This is a genomic window from Lysobacter soli, from assembly GCF_003382285.1.
Classification (GTDB): Bacteria; Pseudomonadota; Gammaproteobacteria; order Xanthomonadales; family Xanthomonadaceae; genus Lysobacter_J; species Lysobacter_J soli.
Genome location: NZ_QTJR01000001.1, coordinates 269,810 through 287,244 on the forward strand (window position 1 = coordinate 269,810; position 17,435 = coordinate 287,244).

Annotated in this window: 24 protein-coding genes and 1 tRNA gene; 17 read left to right on the forward strand and 8 right to left on the reverse strand. The window is 68.8% G+C overall.

Going from position 1 to position 17,435, the window contains the following annotated elements; all coding sequences use genetic code 11:
* Positions 1-32 precede the first annotated feature (32 nt).
* The 15 genes from DX912_RS01120 to DX912_RS01190 all read left to right on the forward strand — a co-directional run bounded on the left by DX912_RS01120 (position 33) and on the right by DX912_RS01190 (position 10,512).
* Entirely contained in the window at positions 33-503 is a 471-nt protein-coding gene (locus tag DX912_RS01120) for a DUF3293 domain-containing protein (protein WP_115840621.1), read from the forward strand.
* Between the two features lie 105 nt (positions 504-608).
* Positions 609-1,259 carry a heme ABC exporter ATP-binding protein CcmA gene (ccmA, locus tag DX912_RS01125; RefSeq protein ID WP_115840622.1) on the forward strand — a complete coding sequence of 217 codons (651 nt, stop codon included), beginning with the start codon at positions 609-611 and terminating at the stop codon, positions 1,257-1,259.
* Positions 1,256-1,948, forward strand: a complete 693-nt coding sequence (gene ccmB / locus DX912_RS01130; protein WP_115840623.1) for a heme exporter protein CcmB — start codon at positions 1,256-1,258, stop codon at positions 1,946-1,948. The genes ccmA and ccmB overlap by 4 nt, the downstream gene beginning before the upstream one ends.
* A gap of 124 nt (positions 1,949-2,072) precedes the next feature.
* Complete coding sequence (gene ccmC, locus DX912_RS01135) at positions 2,073-2,825, forward strand: heme ABC transporter permease CcmC (RefSeq protein WP_115841004.1); 753 nt, start codon at positions 2,073-2,075, stop codon at positions 2,823-2,825.
* Entirely contained in the window at positions 2,822-2,989 is a 168-nt protein-coding gene (gene ccmD / locus DX912_RS01140) for a heme exporter protein CcmD (protein WP_115840624.1), read from the forward strand. Before ccmC ends, ccmD begins: the two co-directional genes overlap by 4 nt.
* A 28-nt stretch (positions 2,990-3,017) precedes the next feature.
* Positions 3,018-3,491 (forward strand): cytochrome c maturation protein CcmE, encoded by a 474-nt coding sequence (ccmE, locus tag DX912_RS01145; RefSeq protein WP_115840625.1) that lies wholly within the window; start codon positions 3,018-3,020, stop codon positions 3,489-3,491.
* A complete protein-coding gene (locus DX912_RS01150; RefSeq protein ID WP_115840626.1) occupies positions 3,492-5,465 on the forward strand; it encodes a heme lyase CcmF/NrfE family subunit in 1,974 nt (657 codons plus the stop codon). It begins immediately after the preceding gene.
* Positions 5,462-6,055, forward strand: a complete 594-nt coding sequence (locus DX912_RS01155; protein WP_115840627.1) for a DsbE family thiol:disulfide interchange protein — start codon at positions 5,462-5,464, stop codon at positions 6,053-6,055. Before DX912_RS01150 ends, DX912_RS01155 begins: the two co-directional genes overlap by 4 nt.
* Positions 6,052-6,513, forward strand: coding sequence for a cytochrome c-type biogenesis protein (locus DX912_RS01160; protein WP_425477870.1), 462 nt, complete (start codon positions 6,052-6,054; stop codon positions 6,511-6,513). Before DX912_RS01155 ends, DX912_RS01160 begins: the two co-directional genes overlap by 4 nt.
* On the forward strand, positions 6,513-7,529 hold the full coding sequence (locus DX912_RS01165; RefSeq protein WP_233433432.1) for a tetratricopeptide repeat protein: 1,017 nt from the start codon (positions 6,513-6,515) through the stop codon (positions 7,527-7,529). Before DX912_RS01160 ends, DX912_RS01165 begins: the two co-directional genes overlap by 1 nt.
* Positions 7,530-7,632: 103 nt before the next feature.
* Positions 7,633-8,763, forward strand: a complete 1,131-nt coding sequence (gene metX, locus DX912_RS01170) for a homoserine O-acetyltransferase MetX (RefSeq protein WP_115840629.1) — start codon at positions 7,633-7,635, stop codon at positions 8,761-8,763.
* Positions 8,764-8,856: 93 nt separating this feature from the next.
* A complete protein-coding gene (locus tag DX912_RS01175) occupies positions 8,857-9,453 on the forward strand; it encodes a cysteine dioxygenase family protein (RefSeq protein ID WP_232338552.1) in 597 nt (198 codons plus the stop codon).
* A gap of 104 nt (positions 9,454-9,557) precedes the next feature.
* Entirely contained in the window at positions 9,558-10,016 is a 459-nt protein-coding gene (locus DX912_RS01180; RefSeq protein ID WP_220340743.1) for a DUF2214 family protein, read from the forward strand.
* Positions 10,017-10,059: 43 nt separating this feature from the next.
* Positions 10,060-10,146 (forward strand) — tRNA-Leu (locus tag DX912_RS01185).
* Positions 10,147-10,287: 141 nt separating this feature from the next.
* Complete coding sequence (locus tag DX912_RS01190) at positions 10,288-10,512, forward strand: hypothetical protein (protein WP_147298534.1); 225 nt, start codon at positions 10,288-10,290, stop codon at positions 10,510-10,512.
* A gap of 10 nt (positions 10,513-10,522) precedes the next feature.
* Here the strand turns inward: DX912_RS01190 and DX912_RS01195 are convergent, their stop codons facing one another.
* Both DX912_RS01195 and DX912_RS01200 read right to left on the reverse strand, forming a co-directional pair.
* Entirely contained in the window at positions 10,523-11,032 is a 510-nt protein-coding gene (locus DX912_RS01195) for a DUF1579 domain-containing protein (protein WP_115840631.1), read from the reverse strand.
* 46 nt (positions 11,033-11,078) lie between these two features.
* Positions 11,079-11,285: a hypothetical protein gene (locus DX912_RS01200; protein WP_115840632.1), complete on the reverse strand. Its 207-nt coding sequence runs from the start codon at positions 11,283-11,285 to the stop codon at positions 11,079-11,081.
* Positions 11,286-11,465: 180 nt separating this feature from the next.
* Here DX912_RS01200 and DX912_RS01205 point away from each other — a divergent pair, with 180 nt between their 5' ends.
* Together DX912_RS01205 and DX912_RS01210 are read left to right on the forward strand one after the other, a co-directional pair.
* Positions 11,466-12,251, forward strand: a complete 786-nt coding sequence (locus DX912_RS01205) for an NRDE family protein (protein WP_115840633.1) — start codon at positions 11,466-11,468, stop codon at positions 12,249-12,251.
* Positions 12,252-12,382: 131 nt separating this feature from the next.
* Positions 12,383-13,300: a rhodanese-like domain-containing protein gene (locus tag DX912_RS01210; protein WP_115840634.1), complete on the forward strand. Its 918-nt coding sequence runs from the start codon at positions 12,383-12,385 to the stop codon at positions 13,298-13,300.
* 7 nt (positions 13,301-13,307) lie between these two features.
* On the opposite strand, the gene DX912_RS01215 is transcribed toward DX912_RS01210, so the two are convergent.
* Genes DX912_RS01215 through phaE form a run of 6 tightly spaced genes read right to left on the reverse strand, consistent with a single transcriptional unit; the run spans position 13,308 to position 17,378 of the window.
* Positions 13,308-13,745: a hypothetical protein gene (locus tag DX912_RS01215; RefSeq protein ID WP_115841008.1), complete on the reverse strand. Its 438-nt coding sequence runs from the start codon at positions 13,743-13,745 to the stop codon at positions 13,308-13,310.
* 50 nt (positions 13,746-13,795) lie between these two features.
* Positions 13,796-13,993 carry a PspC domain-containing protein gene (locus DX912_RS01220; protein WP_115840635.1) on the reverse strand — a complete coding sequence of 66 codons (198 nt, stop codon included), beginning with the start codon at positions 13,991-13,993 and terminating at the stop codon, positions 13,796-13,798.
* Between the two features lie 54 nt (positions 13,994-14,047).
* Positions 14,048-14,425: a YfeK family protein gene (locus tag DX912_RS01225; protein WP_233433451.1), complete on the reverse strand. Its 378-nt coding sequence runs from the start codon at positions 14,423-14,425 to the stop codon at positions 14,048-14,050.
* A 2-nt stretch (positions 14,426-14,427) separates the two neighbouring features.
* Positions 14,428-15,189: an SGNH/GDSL hydrolase family protein gene (locus tag DX912_RS01230; RefSeq protein WP_115840636.1), complete on the reverse strand. Its 762-nt coding sequence runs from the start codon at positions 15,187-15,189 to the stop codon at positions 14,428-14,430.
* Between the two features lie 45 nt (positions 15,190-15,234).
* Positions 15,235-16,326: a class III poly(R)-hydroxyalkanoic acid synthase subunit PhaC gene (locus DX912_RS01235; protein ID WP_115840637.1), complete on the reverse strand. Its 1,092-nt coding sequence runs from the start codon at positions 16,324-16,326 to the stop codon at positions 15,235-15,237.
* Positions 16,326-17,378 carry a class III poly(R)-hydroxyalkanoic acid synthase subunit PhaE gene (gene phaE, locus DX912_RS01240; protein WP_233433433.1) on the reverse strand — a complete coding sequence of 351 codons (1,053 nt, stop codon included), beginning with the start codon at positions 17,376-17,378 and terminating at the stop codon, positions 16,326-16,328. The genes DX912_RS01235 and phaE overlap by 1 nt, the downstream gene beginning before the upstream one ends.
* Positions 17,379-17,435 lie beyond the last annotated feature (57 nt).

Below are 17,435 nucleotides of genomic sequence, written 5' to 3' on the forward strand. Positions count from 1 at the left end.
CACCGGTCAGGTGCGGTGTGGACACTTGCCCCATGCGTGAACTGCAGATCGTCGACGCCGCCGAGCTTGCCAGCACCTACGCCGCCGCGGAGTACGTGGTGGTGCTCGACGGCGACGCCTTCCCGCTGCGCGTGGGCGAGCCGGCGCTGGACCTTGAGGCGTACGCCCCGGCGTCGCGCTATACCTTCATCACCGCGTGGAATCCGGCGTCGCAGCCGCGTTCGGACACGGCAAACGAAGCCGCCGACGCGCTGCTGGTCGCGCAGCTGGAGACGCTGGGCGCCACGCGGCATCCGGCCTGGGCGCAGGACGTCGCCGGCCGCTGGCGCGAGCCGGGCTGGCTCGTCGCCGACCTCGACGCGAGCACCGTGCTGAGGCTCGCGGAGGAATTCGGCCAGGCCGGCGTGCTGGACTGGGCCGCCAGCGAGCCGGTGCGCCTGCGGATGCTCGCATCGCCCCCGGCGGGCGCCGCGGTCGCCCACACCGACTGGTTGCCGGCCTGACCGCGAACGCCAGGGCCGCGCCGCCGCCCGACGCCGGCAAGCGGCGGCTTTCGCGAACCGAATAGAATGGCCGCCCTCGCGGCGCCGCCCGCCCCGGCTTTCCCGATGACGCCCCACGACCGCCCCGCCCCGCCGCTGCTGGCCGCCCGCGGCCTGCGCTTCGCGCGCAACGACGAACCGGTGTTCGGCCCGCTGGATTTCAGCGTCGATGCCGGCGAAGCGCTGCTCGTGCAGGGCGACAACGGCGCCGGCAAGACGACGTTGCTGCGCGTGCTCGCCGGGCTGCTCCGCTCGGACGGGGGCGAGATCGACCTGGACGGCGAGCCCGCCGGGCACGCCCGCCGCGCCCGGGCCATTGCCTATCTCAGCCATCTGCCCGGCCTGAAGGCCGACCTGACCGCGATGGAGAACCTCGATTTCCTGTGCGGCCTGCAGGGCCGGCGTCGCGCGCAGCTGCCGGAGAACGCCCTGGCGATCGTCGGCCTGGCCGGCTACGAGGACGCCCTTGCCCGCCAGCTCTCGGCCGGGCAGAAGAAGCGCCTGTCACTCGCCCGGCTGTGGATGTCGCCGGCGCCGCTGTGGCTGCTCGACGAGCCCTACGCGAACCTCGACCTGGAAGGCATCGAACTGGTGAACCGCATGGTCCAGGCGCACCTGCGCGACGGCGGTGCGGCCCTGGTCACCACCCACGGCGCCTACGCCGCCCCGCCGGTGCGCACGCGCATGCTGGTGCTGAACAAGGCGGCCGCCGCATGACGCCCTCGACCTCGCCCAGCCTCGTCGGCGCCGCGCGCGCCCTGCTCGCCCGCGACGCCCGCCTGCTGTGGCGCCGTCGCGGCGATGCGCTGCAGCCTGCCCTGTTCGCGCTGCTCGTGGTCACGTTGTTCGCCCTGGCGCTGGGCGCGGAGAAGGCGGCGCTGTCGAAGGTTGCGTCCGCCGTGCTGTGGGTGTCGATGCTGCTGGCCGGCCTGCTCTCGCTGGACACGCTGTTCCGCGGCGATGCGGAGGACGGCTCGCTCGAACAGTGGATGCTGGCGCCGGTGCCGCTGGCATGGCTGGTCGGCGTGCGCACATTCATCCACTGGGCGACGACTGCCTTGCCGCTGCTCATCGCCGCGCCGTTCCTGGGCGAACTGCTGTACCTGCCGGGCGAGCAGTTGCCGGTGCTCATGATCTCGCTCGCGCTGGGCACGCCGCTGCTGAGCCTCATCGGCGCGGTGGTCGCGGCCCTGACGGTCGGGATGCGGCGCTCCGGTATACTCGTGGCCTTGCTGGCGCTGCCGTTGTACGTGCCGGTGCTGGTGTTCGGCGCGGGCAGCGTGGCTGCCTCGGCGCAGGGGCTGGATCCGACCGGGGCGCTGCTGCTGCTCGGAGCCGGGCTGGCGGTGGCGTTGGTCGTGGCCCCGCTGGCCGCCGCCGCCGCGATCCGCATCGCACTGAGTTGAGTTCGACGGACGATGGACGGCGCAGGGAGCTTTGAGCCAGATCAAGGGCCGACGTCCCGGCCAACGCGACAATCCGCCGCAACCGCCACCGTCCGGTCGCACCACCGGACCGGCTGAGAAACTGATGAATCCGATCATCCGCTGGTTCCATAAACTCGGATCGCCGCCGTACTTCGATCGCTTCGCCGCTCGCTGGGCGCCCTGGGGCTACGGCCTCGGCCTGCTGGTGATGGCCTGGGGCCTGTACGGCGCGCTGTTCCAGGTGCCGGCCGACTACCAGCAGGGCGACAGCTTCCGCATCCTCTACATCCACGTGCCCAGCGCCTGGATGAGCATGGCCGTCTTCGGCCTCATGGCGGTTTACGCGGCCATCGCGCTGGTGTGGCGCATCAAGCTGTGCGAGATCCTCGCCATGGCCTGCGCGCCGATCGGCGCCGCCTTCACCCTCATCACCCTGCTCACCGGTTCGATCTGGGGCAAGCCGATGTGGGGCACGTGGTGGGACTGGGACCCGCGTCTGACGACGGAACTGATCCTGCTGTTCCTCTACCTGGGCGTGATCGGCCTGTACAACGCGATCGACGACCGCCGCGCCGCCGCGCGCGCCGCGGGACTGCTGGCGATCGTCGGCGTCGCGCTGCTGCCGGTCATCCGCTATTCGGTGGTGTGGTGGAACTCGCTGCACCAGGGCCAGACGATCCAGGTTTTCGGCGAATCGAAGATGGATCCGTCGATGTACGGCCCGCTCATCTGGATGGTCATCGGCACCAAGCTGTGGTTCGCCGGCGCGCTGCTGTCGCGCGCGCGCGCCGACAACCTGCGCCGCGAAAGCGGCAAGGCGTGGGTCGCCGACCTGGCCGGAGGTCGCCGCGCATGAGCTATCAGAACTACGTGATCGCCGCCTACGCGGTGTTCGTCATCGTGCTGGGCTGGGACTTCGTCAGCACGAAGCTGCAGATCCGTCGCGAGTTGCGCGGCGCACGCCTGCGTGCCGCGCGCGACGCCGCGCGCCCGGGCCGCGACGCCGAACTGACCCGCTAGCCGTATTCCGCTCGAGAGTGCTTTCCGCATGAATCCCGTCCGTCGCCGACGCCTGCTCTGGGTCATCGCCCTGGTCGTGGCCGCCGGCATCGCCACCACGCTCGTCGCGATGGCCCTGCAGCGCAACATCGCCTACCTCTACACGCCCAGCGAAGTGCTGCGCGGCGAAGCCGGCGAACAGGCGCGTTTCCGCCTCGGCGGCATGGTCGCGGCCGATTCGTTCAAGCGCGCGCCGGGCTCGCTCGATGCCACTTTCCGCGTCACCGACGGCGACGCGCAGATGCCGGTGAAGTACACCGGCATCCTTCCCGACCTGTTCCGCGAGAAGCAGGCCGTCGTCGCCACCGGCCGCATGCAGGGCGACGTGTTCGTGGCCGAGGAAATCCTCGCCAAGCACGACGAGAACTACATGCCCAAGGAAGTCGCCGACAAGATGGGCATGGCGCACAGGAAGCACGACGTCAACGCGCCCGCCGCCGGCGCGGCGAAGGAAGCCAAGTAAGTGCTGGGCGAGATCGGGCAGGTCGCGCTGATCCTCGCGCTGCTGGTGTCGGTGCTGCAGGCGGCGTTGCCGCTGGCCGGCGCGCAGCGCGGCGTCGCACCGTGGATGGCCGTCGCGCGTCCCGCCGCCTACGCGCAACTGGCGCTGGTGGCGTTCGCGTTCGTCATCCTCACGCACGGTTTCGTGAGGCAGGATTTCTCGCTGCAGTACGTCGCCGAGAACAGCAATTCGCTGCTGCCGCTAATGTACCGCTACACCGCGGTGTGGGGCGCGCACGAAGGCTCGCTGCTGCTGTGGGCGCTGATCCTGGCCGCGTGGACCGGAGCTGTCGCGCGCTTCTCGCGCAGCCTGCCCGACACCGTCATCGCACGCGTGCTCGGCGTCATGGGCCTGGTAAGCGCGGGCTTTCTCGCGTTCCTGATCTTCACCAGCAATCCATTCCTGCGGCTGCTGCCCGCAGCGGCGGAAGGTCGCGACCTCAACCCGCTGCTGCAGGACCCGGGGATGATCATCCATCCGCCGATGCTGTACCTGGGCTACGTAGGCTTCGCGGTGCCGTTCGCATTCGCCATCGCCGCATTGCTCGACGGCAAGGTCGATGCGCGCTGGCTGCGCTGGACGCGTCCGTGGACGAACGTCGCCTGGGCGTTCCTGACGCTCGGCATCGCACTGGGTTCGTGGTGGGCGTATTACGAACTCGGCTGGGGCGGCTGGTGGTTCTGGGATCCGGTCGAGAACGCGAGCTTCATGCCGTGGCTCGCCGGCGCGGCGCTGCTGCATTCGCAGGCGGTGACCGAAAAGCGCGGCAGCTTCCGCGGGTGGACGCTGCTGCTGGCGATCGCCACGTTCTCGCTCTCGCTGCTGGGCACGTTCCTGGTGCGTTCGGGCGTGCTGACCAGCGTGCATGCGTTCGCGGCCGACCCGGCGCGCGGACTGTTCATCCTGATCTTCCTGGGCATCGTCGTCGGCGGATCGCTGCTGCTGTACGCGCTGAAGGCGCCTTCGTCGGACGATGCCGGCAAGCCGTTCGAATTGTTCTCGCGCGAAACGCTGCTGCTGGCCAACAACCTGCTGCTGTCGACCGCCTGCGCGATGGTGCTGCTCGGCACGCTCTATCCGCTGCTCGCCGACGCGCTCGAACTGGGCAAGATTTCCGTAGGCCCGCCCTACTTCGCGCTGATGTTCGTGCTGCTGATGGCGCCGCTGGTGCTGCTGCTGCCGTTCGGCCCGATCACGCGCTGGCAGCGCGAACAGCCGTCCAAGCCGATGGCGATGCTGATGCCGTGGGCCGGTCTCGCGGTCGTGCTCGGCGCGATCGCGTATTTCATGGCGCCGCAGGGCCCTGTGAAGGTCGCCGCCGGCGTGCTCGGTGCGGCGTGGGTGCTGTTCGGCACGGCGCGCTTCGTGTGGACGCGCGTGCGTAGCCAGACCACCGGCCAGCGCTTCACCGCCGAAATGCTCGGCATGACGCTCGCGCATTTCGGCGTCGCGGTGTTCCTCGTCGGAGCGCTGTTGACCGAAGGCCTGACGACGCAGCGCGAGCTCGCCGTCGCGCCGGGGCAAACGGTCGAACTGGGCCGTTATTCGTTCCGCTTCGACGGCGCAACGCATTCGCAGGGACCGAACTACGAAGCCGACCGCGGCACCGTCACCGTCTTCGAGAACGGCCGACCGCTTACCGTCATGCATCCCGAAAAGCGCGCCTACGCGAGCGGCGGCCAGGTAATGACCGAAGCCGCGATCGCGCGCGGCGTCACGCGTGACCTCTACGTCGCGCTGGGCGAGCCGCTTGGCAACGATGCGTGGGCGCTGCGCGTGCACATCAAGCCGTTCGTGCGCTGGATCTGGGCCGGCGCGCTGCTGATGATGCTGGGCGGGTTCGTGACGGCGACGGATCGGCGTTTCCGCCGCGTGGCCGAAGCGCGCAGTCCGACCATCACCGCGACCGAACCGACTCCGGAGCCCGCACGATGAGCGATACGCCCGACAGCGCACCGCGCAAATCCACGATGCGCTGGATTCCGCTGGCGATCGTCGCCGCACTTGGCGTGCTGCTCTTCGCCGGCGTGCTGCTCAGCCGCAATCCCAACCGCGATGCCCTGCCCTCGCCGCTGATCGGCAAGCCTGCGCCCGCCTTCCGCCTGCCGGTGCTGCACGAAGCCGGGCGCCTGGTCACCGACAAGGACCTGCGCGGCGCACCGTACCTGCTGAACGTGTGGGGCAGCTGGTGCCCGGCATGTCGCGACGAACATCCCGTGCTCACGCGCTTCGCCGAAACCAAGCGCCTGCGCGTGATCGGTTTCAACTGGAAGGACGAACACGCCGACGCCTTGCGCTGGCTCGAGCAGTTCGGCAATCCGTACCTGATGGTCCTCACCGACTACGACGGCAAGGCCGCGATCGACTGGGGCATCTACGGCGCGCCGGAAACCTTCCTCGTCGATGGCGGCGGCATCATCCGCTGGAAGTACGTCGGCCCGCTCACCGACGAGGTGATCGCGAACGAACTGCTGCCCAAGCTTGCGCAGATCGACGCGCAAGCCGGACAGGGCAAGCCGCTGTGATGCGCGCGCTGCTGCTGGCCTTCGCGCTGATGCTGTCGGGCACCCCCGCATTCGCGCAGGTCGCCACGGACGCCACGCCGTTGCGTTTCGCCGACACCGCCGAGGAAACGCGCTTCCATGCGCTGGTAAGCGAGCTGCGTTGCGTGATGTGCCAGAACCAGTCGCTGGCCGATTCCAATGCGCAGATCGCGGTGGACCTTCGCCGAGAAGTGCTCGAACTGATGCGCAAGGGCAAGAGCGACGAGGAGATCAAGGATTTCCTCGTGGCGCGTTACGGCGAGTTCGTGCTGTACCGCCCGCAGGTCGAGAGCAAGACGTGGCTGCTGTGGTTCGGCCCCGCGCTGGTGCTGCTGGCCGGCGGCCTCATCGTGGTTGGCGCGTTGCGACGCCGCTCGCGTCCGTCCGCACAGGCCGACAACGAACGCACGGCTGATCGCAACGAAGAGCAGGAGTGGTGATGGGCGGTGCGATGTGGGGTTTCGTGATCGCCGGCCTCGTGCTGGCCGTGCTGACGCTGGCGTACGTGCTGCGACCGTTGTGGCGCACGCGCCGCGTGGCCGGCATCGCGGTGATCGCCGGGCTGACGCTCGCCACCGCGACGACCTACTTCGCGATCGGCACGCCAGCCGCGCTTGACCCGGCGCAGCGCGAGATGCCGCGCACGCTGGAAGACGCCATCGTAAAGCTCGAAGGCGAGCTGCAGCGCGATCCCAACCAGGTCGAGGGCTGGCGCCTGCTTGCCCGCGCCTACATCGCGCAGGGCAATGCCGCGAAGGCGTCCGACGCGCTGGCCCGCGCGCTCAAGCTCGCGCCGGACGATCCGGACCTGCTGGCCGAAGGTGCCGAGATGCGCGCCCTCGCCGCGCCGGAACGCCGCTTCGACGCCGAAGGCGTCGCGATGTTGCGCCACGCGATCGAACTCCAACCGATGCACCAGCGCGCGCGCTGGTTCCTCGGCATCGCGCAACGACAGGCATCGCAGCCGGCTGAAGCGGCGCGGACGTGGGAGCCGCTGCTTTCCGTCGTCGACGCCGCAGCTGCGGCGCCGCTGCGCGCGCAGATCGACGCAGCGCGTGCCGAAGCCGGGCTGTCGCCGCTGCCAGCGGCCACGGCTGCAGCCCAAACGCCTGCACAGGGCGGGCTGAAGGTGAAGGTGTCGGTCGCGCCGGAACTCGCCGCGAAGATCCCGCCGAACGCGACGCTGTTCGTCATCGCGCGCCAGGCCGGTGGCCCGCCGATGCCGGTGGCGGTCGAGAAGCTCCCCGCCGCCGGCTTCCCGCGTGAGGTCGTGCTCGACGACGGCGACAGCCCGATGCCGACGATGAAGCTGTCGCAGCTCGAGGCGGTCGACGTGCTCGCGCGCATCTCCGCCAGCGGCGATGCGATGCCGAAATCGGGCGATCTGGAAGCGAAAGCGAAGCCGTCGAAGGCGTCCGGCGCGATCGAACTGGTGATCGATTCCGCTCGGCCCTAAGGGGCCGCGGACGGATGGACGACGGCACGTAGCCGTACTTTCTGACATGCCCGCAATCACAACCGTGATGCCCTATCGCCACCGGGGCGATTAAGCTTGCGCCATGACCGAATTCATCCCGCCCGGCACGCGCTGGTTCGACCTTCCCTCCCCGTTCCCGATGAAACGCGGCGGCGAACTGCACGGCGCCCGCGTCGCATACGAAACCTGGGGCACGCTCAACGCCGCGCGCGACAATGCGGTGCTGATCGTCACCGGCCTTTCGCCCGACGCACACGCCGCGAGCAATGAAGCCAACCCGGAGCCGGGCTGGTGGGAAGCGATGCTCGGCCCGGGCAAGCCCATCGACACGAACCGCTGGTTCGTGATCTGCGCGAACTCGCTCGGAAGCTGCAAGGGTTCCACCGGCCCGGCGTCGATCAACCCGCTGACGGGCGCGCTGTATCGCCTGGATTTCCCGGATCTTTCGGTCGAAGACGGCGCCGATGCCGCCGCGCATCTCGTGCGCGGACTGGGCCTGGATCGCATCGCGTGCCTCATCGGCAACTCGATGGGCGGGATGACGGCGCTGGCGTTCCTGCTTCGTCATCCCGGCTTGGCGCAACATCACATCAACATCTCCGGCGCGGCGAAAGCGTTGCCCTTCTCGATCGCGATCCGTTCGCTGCAGCGTGAGGCGATCCGCCTGGATCCGAACTGGAACCACGGTCAGTACGACGATGCGCACTACCCCGAGTCGGGCATGCGCATGGCGCGCAAGCTGGGCGTCATCACCTATCGCTCCGCGCTGGAATGGGACGGCCGCTTCGGTCGCGTTAGGCTGGATTCCGACCGCGCCGACGAAGATCCCTTCGGTCTGGAGTTCGAAGTCGAAAGCTACCTGGAAGGCCACGCGCGACGGTTCGTGCGACGGTTCGATCCCAATTGCTACCTGTACCTCAGCCGGTCGATGGACTGGTTCGACATCGGGGAATACTGCGCGACACGCCAGAACGGCGAAGCCGACACGCGCGCGGGCCTGGCGAGCATCCGCATCGGCAAGGCGCTGGCGATCGGCGTGCACACCGACATCCTGTTCCCGCTGCAGCAGCAGGAAGAAATCGCCGAAGGCCTGCGCGCCGGCGGTGCCGAGGCCACCTTCCTGCCGCTGCCGTCGCCGCAGGGCCATGACGCGTTCCTGGTGGACATCGCGCGTTTCGGACCGGCGGTCGAGGGCTTCCTGAACACCCTCTAGGCCGGCTCAAGCGCCCTGCTTTCGCCTGGCAACCCCGCGCGGATTGACGCAGCGCAAGAAAGGCCCAGCGCGCCGCGCGGTAGAATCGCCGCCATGAACGCCCACGACGCGCTGCCCGACCTGCACTTTCCCGGCCACGAAAAGCTGGTCGCCGCCATCGATGCCGCGGTGTCGAGCGGCGACGAACATGCCGTGACTTCCGCGCTGCGCAGCACGCTGTGCGGCATGATCCGCGACCGCGACGTGCAGCTGCCGGCCTGCGTCCACGAGCCCATCGCCGACCACTACGCGCGCCGCGAGCTCTACCGAAGCCCGGAGCTTGGCTACAGCGTCGTCGCGATGACCTGGGGCCCGGGCCAGGGCACGCCGGTGCACGACCACTGTGGCTTGTGGTGCGTGGAAGGCGTGTGGGATGGCGAACTGGAGATCACGCAGTACGAGCTGCTCGAACGCGAGGGCGATCGTTACCGCTTCCGCGCCGCGGGTGGCATGCATGCCGGTCCGGGCAGCGCGGGCAGCCTGATTCCGCCGCATGAGTACCACACGATCCGGAACGTCAGCCCGGATGCCGTTGCGGTGTCGTTGCACATCTACAAGGCGGCGATGGAATCCTGCGCGACGTTCGTCCCGGACCAGGGCGAGTGGTTCTCGCGCGTCGCCAAGACGCTGCGCACCGACGAAGCCGCCTGAACCCTGCCGGCAGCGCCGGCCGTCACATTACTGACCTTCGGCATCTGGCCGCCGTCCCGCGGCGGCATTAGCGTGGGCCGCATTCATCGCCAGGAGCGCGCCACGTGCTGATCGACTTCGTACTCGCTTCGCTCCACCACCTGCTTGTCTTCGGCCTGGTTTCGATGCTGGTCGCCGAATCGGTCCTGCTGCGCAGCACGCTGGACCGCGTGTCGCTCCAACGCCTGGCCGGTATCGACATGGGCTACGGGATGACCGCCATGGCGCTGATCGCGGTGGGCATCGCGCGTGTCGCCTTCGGCATCAAGGGCCATGACTTCTACCTGCACAACCCGTGGTTCCACGCGAAGATGGGCGCGTTCGTGCTGGTAGGCCTGCTCTCGATCCTGCCGACGATGCGTTTCCTGCGCTGGCGCAAGGCGCTGGCCGCCAACCCGATCTTCCTACCCGATGCCGCCGAGACCGCCCGCATGCGTGCGATCGTCCGCTTCGAACTCATCCTGCTGGCGGCGATCTTCGTCCTGGCTGCCGCGATGGCCCGCTACGGCGGCCTGAGCCTGTAACGCTGCACCGCGAGCCGGCCCCTCGGCTATACTGCACGGCCGCGCCGGAATGGCGGAATCGGTAGACGCAGCGGACTCAAAATCCGCCGCCCTTAAAAGCGTGTGGGTTCGAGTCCCACTTCCGGCACCAGACAGAAACCCGCGAGCGATCGCGGGTTTTTTGTTTGTCGCGTCCGCGCCGCCTTCGTGTGCGAAGTGATCGCCGCACAGTCTCACGCCAGGAGACAACCAGCGCCGATCGTATGCGCCGCACCACAACGGGGAGTGGATGATGCCCAATGACACCTTCAGCGCGTACGACGAAGCCGGCAACCGTTACACGATCCATGTGCGGCGCACGCTGATCGAAACGCGCGGCGCGGGAGAGCGACGCGTGGTGGAAGGGTTGCGTTCGTATCATCTGAGCGACGGCGCGGCGGTCGATCGCATCGATGCGGACTCGTTCGCGATCGCTGCGAATGGACTGGCGCTGAAATTGCGGCCCGCCGGCGCCTGAAATCCCTAGATTACAGGCCGGTGTTCGCCACGCGCCGATACCGCACTTCGACCGCCCTCGCCGCCTCGCCCTGCGGCGAGATGTTCGTCATGGTGATGACGAGCTGGTCGGGATCGGGCTGTTCGATTTCCGTCCGCCAGTCCCAGCGCGGGCCGCCCTGGCCGTCGCCGTAGCTGCCGAGCACGTTGAAGTGCTCCGATGCGGCCGGTCCCGCCGAGAACATGATGCTGGTGCCGGTACCGAAGCTTTCGACCCACGCCGATTCGTAGGCGTTGTCGTCCAGGTGCAGGCCGTAGATGGCGACCCCTTCGATCGGCTCGTCGCCGAAACGGCTGCGGTATTCGTGCAGCAGGAAACGGCCGTCGAGGATTCCGCGGATCGTGCCGCGTTGCGGCGCTTCGCAGGCGACGTGGTCGGGCTGGAACCAGAGCCGGAACGTGCCTTCCCATTCGCCGATCATCTGCGCGAGGCGGTGGTGGCCGCCGCTGGCGATGGAGGCTTCGAACTCCTTCTTGCCCATGTCGTGCTCCGAGGGAGACGGTGGGCGACGCTAGAGGCGTCGCTGCTCAGGGCAGGAGCGTACCGAACACCACCCGGGAACGCTCGTCGTAGATGCGCAGCCACAGCGCCTGGCTGCTCCGCTCCGCGCAACGTTTTGCCTTGGGCAGCACCGCGGCCAGCGCGGCTTCGGCACTGGCGTAATCGGCGCTGGCTTCGGCGATCTGCTGCTGCAGGACGCCGCCGTCATGGCGCGATAGTTCGACGCGGTACATCGGAGGGCTCCTCCCGACGGGGGCGTCCGGAATGGACGTGCGGGGACAGGGTTCATAGGCTGCCAAGGTTTTCGCGGCGCCACAGTCAGCGAGGGCTGCGCTGCTTTGTAGGACTATCCCTACAACGGTCCCGCCGCCCCAGCTGAACGCAACTTCCATTCCTCCTGCCTACATACACGCATGTGCCTGATTGCCCTTTCGTGGAAGCAGCATCCACGCTACCGGCTGGCGCTGATCGCCAACCGCGACGAAGCGCACGACCGGCCGGCCGCGCCCGCCGGCGTGGACCCGGTCGATCCGGCGCTCTATGGCGGGCGCGATCTGCTCGCGGGCGGGAGTTGGCTGATGGCGTCCACCCGCGGCCGGCTTGCCGCCGTCACGAACGTACGAGCGGGCGCCGCGGAGGGCCCCATGCCCCGCTCGCGCGGCGCGCTAGTGCGGGAGTTCGTGGCTGACGACGGCAGCGTCGATGCGTTGGCCGGCCTCGCTCCCGAAGCGGCCGGGTTCGGCCGTTTCAACATGCTGGCCTTCGATGGCCGCCGACTCGCGTTCGCCAGCAATTACCCGCAGTTCCGGACGTACGACGTGACGCCCGGTCTTCACGCCATGTCGAACGGGGATTTCGATGCGCCCTGGCCCAAGAGCGGCCATGCGACGCGGGCCCTGGAGCACTGGCTCGCGAGCGCCGCCGCCCTCGATGGCCAGGCCGGCGACGAAGCCCTTGCGCCGCTGTTCGATGCCTTGGCCGACACCACGCCGTCCCCCGACGACACCCTGCCCGACACCGGCGTCGGCCTGCCGCTGGAACGCCTGCTGTCGCCGCCGTTCGTGCGCGGCGAGCGCTACGGCACGCGCTGCAGTTCCATCGTGTTGATCGAGGAGGCACGCGTGACGTTCGTCGAACAGAGCTTCGGTCCCAACGGACTGCGCCTCGGCCGCACCCGGGCGAGCTTCGACATCGGCTGACGTCCCCCCCGGACCGCCGGCGCAAGGCCGCACCGGCGACACGCAGCAATGCACGGAATGCGCTACCCGGTGCCCGGCCACGGGCCTACCATTGCGACATCGCCCCCGCGCGCCAAGGCCCCCGCGGCCGCATGGACACCCTCCTCCACCTCATCGCCGTCTACGGCCTGCTCGTCGTCTTCGTCAGCGTGTTGCTGGACCAGGGCGGCATTCCCGTGCCGGCGTATCCGCCGATCATCCTCACCGCCGCGCTCGCGACCAACCAGGGGCGCAGCGTGTGGCCGATCGTCGCGGTGGCCGCTCTCGCGGCCGTCCTTGCGGACTGGCTCTGGTATGTAGGCGGGCGGCGGCTCGGCGCGAAGCTGCTGCGATTGATGTGCCGCCTGTCGCTTTCGCCGGACTCTTGCGTGCTGATGACGCGCGGCATCTACGGGCGATGGGGTCCGCCTTCGCTGATCGTCGCCAAGTTCATCCCCGGCTTCGCGGCCGTGGCGACGACGCTGGCCGGCGAAACCGGCACGCGACCCACCCGCTTCCTCCTGTACGACGGCATCGGCGCCGTGCTGTGGGCCGGCCTCGCGGTGGCCCTGGGCGCGATCTTCCACGAAGCGGTGAACGACGTTCTCGATCGCCTCGAAACGCTCGGCCGCATGACGATTCCGGTCGTGCTCGCGCTGATCGCCGCCTTCGTGCTGTGGAAGCTGTGGCGCCGCCGCATGTTCCAGCGCCAGTTGCGCATGGCACGGATCACGCCGGCCGAGCTGCGTGCGCTGATGGACGGCGAATCGCCGCCGCTCATCCTCGATGTGCGATCGGAGCCGCAGCGCGCGCAAACCGGCTGGATTCCAGGCTCGGTCTTCGTGCAGACCGTCGCCGAAGCGCCCCTGATGCCGCGCGAGGAAGTGATCGTCTACTGCGATTGCCCGAACGAAGCCTCTGCTGCCGTGCTCGCGCGCGCGCTCAACAAGCGCGGCTTCAAGCGCGTTCGCCCGCTCGCCGGCGGTTTCGCGGCGTGGAAGAGCGAGGGCCAGCTGATTTCGTTCAAATAAGACGTCGCTACGAGGCCGACCATGGCCACCAGCCGCGTCCCGTGCTCGCATAGCGATCGGCCGCGCGTTCAAAACGGTTGCGCACGCTGATTCCGCCCGACAGCAGATACAGCGGCAGGAACAGCGGCCCGAGCGCGAGGTACTGATACACGTGCGCGCGTTCGTGGTCCGCCAGGACGATTGGCGCTTCCTCGCGGTGCCCCGCGCGATGCGCATAAGTCACGCAGGGCGAATCCAGGTCGTCGCCGGTATGCAGGATCACGTTGCCGAACGTGATGGCCCCGCCCGGCCCCCACGGCCACCGGTGAAACACCAGCGCCAGCTCGCGTGAGCGCCAGTGCGCGTGCGAACCGAAAGCGAGCCCGACCGCGCCCAGCATCAGGCCGACCAACGTGTTCGGCAGCGTCCACAGCGCGCCCAGCGCGATCGCGAATCGTCGAAGCATCGGCATGCGCGAAGCCTAGCGCATCGCGAACGACACGCGAGACGCCCGCATCAGTCGCCTTCGGGAATCAGCAGCCAGAGGATCAGGTAGACCAGCGCGCCCGGAAACGCCGCCGAGGCGATCGACACCAACACGAACAGCACGCGTGTGAGCGTCGAATTCCAGCCGAATCTTCGGGCGATGCCGCCGAGCACGCCGGCGATCATGCGATCGTGGCGGGAGCGGGTAAGCGTGCGGGTGACGTTCATGGCGCGTGCTCGCAAGGCCAGGCCGGCCGACGCGCGCGAGTCTAGCGCCGGCCGTCAGGGTGTCGCGTGACGGAATTGCGAGAGCTTCGCGCCGAGCCATTTCGCCGACGGTACCGTTCCCTGCCCCGGGCATCGCACGGCGTAGGCCTTGCCGCTCATGCTGCTCTGCGTGCCCGCGCGCTCGATGAACTGCTCGGCGGTGGCGACAAGGTCGCGCTTTCGCAGGTAGTCGTACTTGCGGCGAAGGTGCGCCTGCGCCTCGGTGGCCGGATACCACGAACCGTTGCGCTGGAAGTCGCACCCTGAGCGGCCGAGCGCGTCGATCAGTTGTTCGATCTCGCGCTGCGCCTGCGGCGGCGGTGCGGCGGCCGCCGACGTTGCCAGCAGCGCCAGCAGCGCGCCGGCGAGCAGCGTCGCAATGGCGTGCCGAATGCTCACGGCGTGGGCTGCGCCGCCAGCCACGGCCGCACGACGCCGGCCCAGATCGCGTAGCCGCTCGCGTTCATGTGCAGGCGATCGGCGACGAACAGTTCCTCGCGCGGCTGGCCCTGCGCATCGAGCATCGGCAGGAAGACGTCGAGGTAATCCACGCCTTGGGATTGCTGCGCGAACTCGCGCACGAGCGCATTGGCCTCGCGGATCTGCGGCAGCAGCGCGGCACGCGACGGGCTGGGCTTGATCGACACGAACGCAATGCGCGTGCGCGGCAGTTGCTTGCGCACCTTGCCGACGAACGCGGCGAAGTCGTCGCGAACCTGCTTCGGCGTGCGGCCTTCGTACAAATCGTTGTCGCCGGCGTAGAACACGATCGCACTGGGCGAGTACGGCGTGACGATGCGATCGGCGTAGTACGTCGAATCGCGCACGCGCGAGCCACCGAACCCGCGGTTGATGATCGGCACGCCAGGGAAGTCGTCGGGAATCGAATCCCACAGCCGGATCGAGGACGAACCGACGAAGACCACGCCGCCCGGCCGGCGTCGCACGACGCTGTCGGCCTGTTCGAACGCGGCGATGTCCGGTTCCCACCGGGCCGAGTCGCTGGTGGCCGCGGGGGGCGCGGTGGTCGTGGCGGGATGCGCAACGCAGGCGCCGAGCAGTGCGAGGCAGGCGACGAGGAGGATTCGGATCACGGTATGCGTCCTTCTTGATCGCCGCAGTTTCGCACGCGCGACGTCGACGCCGCGCGTTCGCATGCGCGTATGCGGACCTTCGTCACGCGGTACGGGCGGATCGGGCGATTACCGCGCCCGCTGGCCCAGCCAGTCGTGGATGGCCTGCGGCACTTCGCGCTGCGCGCGGCTGGAAACGTAGATGCCGATGTGCCCGCCACGGAATGACAGCTCGCTGTAGTCGTCGCTTCCGGTCAGCCCCGCCAGTGCCTTCGACGACGCCGGCGGAACCAGATGATCCTGTTCGGCGTAGATGTTGAGGATCGGCACCTCGATGCTGCGCAGGTCCACCGCGCGCCCGCCGATGTCGATGCCGCCCTTGATGAAGCCGTTGCCCTGGTAGAACTGCTTCACGAACTGGCGGAACGCCTCGCCGGCCTGGTCGGGCGAGTCGAAGATCCACTTCTCCATGCGCAGGAAATCCTCCAGCGCCTTCGGATCGTCCAGCACGTCCACCATGCCCACGTACTTCTGCACGAACAGCCGCCACGGCTTGAGCGTGAGGTAGCACCAGTTCATGACGTCGGCCGGCACGTTGCCCAGCGTGTCGACGAACAGGTCCACGTCGAGGCCGCGCGTCCAGTTGCCCAGCATGTTGTCGCTGGTGTGGAAATCCACCGGCGTCACCATGGTGATGAGGTTGCGCACCTTGTGCGGATTGAGCGCGGTGTAGCACAGCGAGAACGCGCCGCCCTGGCAGATGCCGAGCACGTTGATGCCGTCCATGCGGTATTCGCCGCGCAGGTGGTCCACCGCGCCGCCGATGTAGCGCTGGATGTAGTCGTCCAGTTCGAGGTAACGGTCGGAGCGGTCGGGATAGCCCCAGTCGAGCACGTACACGTCCTCGCCGCGTTCCAGCAGGCCGCGCACGATCGACTTGTCGTCCTGCAGGTCCACCATGTACGGCCGGTTCACCAGCGCGTAGACGATCAGCAGCGGCACGCGCGCGGTCGGCGCCCGGCCGTTGGGAAGCGTGTTGCCGCGGAAGCGGTACAGCACGACCTTTCCGTCGCGCCAGACTTCCTCGCGCGCGGTCGCGCCGTAATCGATGTCGTGCACCTGGTGCAGCGTGTCCAGGCCGGCGCGGAGCTTGGCCTGGAAGCGCAGCGATTCCTGCGCCAGCGAATCGGGCGTGAATCCCAACGGGCCGAAGGCGTCCATCAGCGCGTCCTCCCGCTCTTGCTCGCCGGCTTGCCGGCTTTCGTCGCCCTGGCCGGCGCCTTCTTCGCAGCAGGTTTTGCTGGCGCGACCTTCTTCGGTGCGGCAGACGATCGGGTTTCCTCCGCCGGCGCGCTGCGCGCCTCGGGTCGCGACGCCTGCCGCGACAAGGCTTCTATCGCATCGCGAAGGCGTCGCAGTTCGCGCTCCAGTTCGACGATCTTGCGATGCGCCGAATCCACTTCGGTCCGCGTCGGCATGCCCAGTTGCGAACCCAGCTGCTCGACTTCCTTCTGCATGCGTCCGCGCAGCGTCATCTGCGCGTTGACCAGCGCGGCGTAGGCATCGCGGAAGCGCGGCGACAGCGCGATGTCGGCATAGGCTTCCTCCGCCGCGTCGATCCACAGGTCGAACAGCGCGCGCACCGAGTCGAGCTGCTTGCCCGGCGCGCTGCGCTCCTCCAGCTTGCGTTCGAATCGCGCGAAGGCGTCCTGACCGGCTTCGGCGAGCAGCGCCTGGTAAGCCTGGCTCTGCTGTTGCAGCTCGACCTGCGCCTGCGCCAGCTGTTGCCAGCGTTCCTGATGCTCGCGCGCGAAGCCGAAGGCCGGCAACGACAGCCATGCGCGTCCATCCCACGGATGCGCGCCGTGCTGCATCGATTGCAGCATCGGCGCGAAGGCTTCGAACCACTTGGACGGATCGGTCTGCGCGCTGCCCGGCATGTTCGCGAACACCTGCGCGAACGGATTGGCACCGTCACCGCCCAGCGCCTGCTTCCAGGCGGAGGCGATGTCGCCCGCGTTGGCGCTGCGCCCGGCGAACTGCGCCGCCAGCTGCTGCATCTGCCCGAACCAGCCTTGGGCCTGCGCGTTGAAGCGCGACACGGCCTCGTCGGCCTGCGGCAGCCCGCCACGGGCGAACTGCGACCACCAGTCCACGGCCTCGTTCCATCCCGGCATGGTCGGCGTCGCGGCCGGCTGCGTCGCACGCAGCGCGTCGCCCCAGGCGTTCCAGTACCGCCGGTTCCACGCTTCGAAATCGTCAACGCCCTGCATCGCCATCACCGCCGTCGGGGAAGGCGGTCATGGTACCAACGCCGTGTTTCGCCGCCG

What these genes read in the sequence shown, in the direction of transcription:
- DX912_RS01120 (WP_115840621.1), top strand. Translation starts at nt 33, where the DNA reads ATGCGTGAACTGCAGATCGTCGACGCCGCCGAGCTTGCCAGCACCTAC.
- ccmA (WP_115840622.1), top strand. Translation starts at nt 609, where the DNA reads ATGACGCCCCACGACCGCCCCGCCCCGCCGCTGCTGGCCGCCCGCGGC.
- ccmB (WP_115840623.1), top strand. Translation starts at nt 1,256, where the DNA reads ATGACGCCCTCGACCTCGCCCAGCCTCGTCGGCGCCGCGCGCGCCCTG.
- ccmC (WP_115841004.1), top strand. Translation starts at nt 2,073, where the DNA reads ATGAATCCGATCATCCGCTGGTTCCATAAACTCGGATCGCCGCCGTAC.
- ccmD (WP_115840624.1), top strand. Translation starts at nt 2,822, where the DNA reads ATGAGCTATCAGAACTACGTGATCGCCGCCTACGCGGTGTTCGTCATC.
- ccmE (WP_115840625.1), top strand. Translation starts at nt 3,018, where the DNA reads ATGAATCCCGTCCGTCGCCGACGCCTGCTCTGGGTCATCGCCCTGGTC.
- DX912_RS01155 (WP_115840627.1), top strand. Translation starts at nt 5,462, where the DNA reads ATGAGCGATACGCCCGACAGCGCACCGCGCAAATCCACGATGCGCTGG.
- DX912_RS01165 (WP_233433432.1), top strand. Translation starts at nt 6,513, where the DNA reads ATGGGCGGTGCGATGTGGGGTTTCGTGATCGCCGGCCTCGTGCTGGCC.
- metX (WP_115840629.1), top strand. Translation starts at nt 7,633, where the DNA reads ATGACCGAATTCATCCCGCCCGGCACGCGCTGGTTCGACCTTCCCTCC.
- DX912_RS01175 (WP_232338552.1), top strand. Translation starts at nt 8,857, where the DNA reads ATGAACGCCCACGACGCGCTGCCCGACCTGCACTTTCCCGGCCACGAA.
- DX912_RS01190 (WP_147298534.1), top strand. Translation starts at nt 10,288, where the DNA reads ATGCCCAATGACACCTTCAGCGCGTACGACGAAGCCGGCAACCGTTAC.
- DX912_RS01195 (WP_115840631.1), bottom strand. Translation starts at nt 11,032, where the DNA reads ATGGGCAAGAAGGAGTTCGAAGCCTCCATCGCCAGCGGCGGCCACCAC.
- DX912_RS01200 (WP_115840632.1), bottom strand. Translation starts at nt 11,285, where the DNA reads ATGTACCGCGTCGAACTATCGCGCCATGACGGCGGCGTCCTGCAGCAG.
- DX912_RS01205 (WP_115840633.1), top strand. Translation starts at nt 11,466, where the DNA reads ATGTGCCTGATTGCCCTTTCGTGGAAGCAGCATCCACGCTACCGGCTG.
- DX912_RS01210 (WP_115840634.1), top strand. Translation starts at nt 12,383, where the DNA reads ATGGACACCCTCCTCCACCTCATCGCCGTCTACGGCCTGCTCGTCGTC.
- DX912_RS01215 (WP_115841008.1), bottom strand. Translation starts at nt 13,745, where the DNA reads ATGCTTCGACGATTCGCGATCGCGCTGGGCGCGCTGTGGACGCTGCCG.
- DX912_RS01220 (WP_115840635.1), bottom strand. Translation starts at nt 13,993, where the DNA reads ATGAACGTCACCCGCACGCTTACCCGCTCCCGCCACGATCGCATGATC.
- DX912_RS01230 (WP_115840636.1), bottom strand. Translation starts at nt 15,189, where the DNA reads ATGCGAACGCGCGGCGTCGACGTCGCGCGTGCGAAACTGCGGCGATCA.
- DX912_RS01235 (WP_115840637.1), bottom strand. Translation starts at nt 16,326, where the DNA reads ATGGACGCCTTCGGCCCGTTGGGATTCACGCCCGATTCGCTGGCGCAG.
- phaE (WP_233433433.1), bottom strand. Translation starts at nt 17,378, where the DNA reads ATGCAGGGCGTTGACGATTTCGAAGCGTGGAACCGGCGGTACTGGAAC.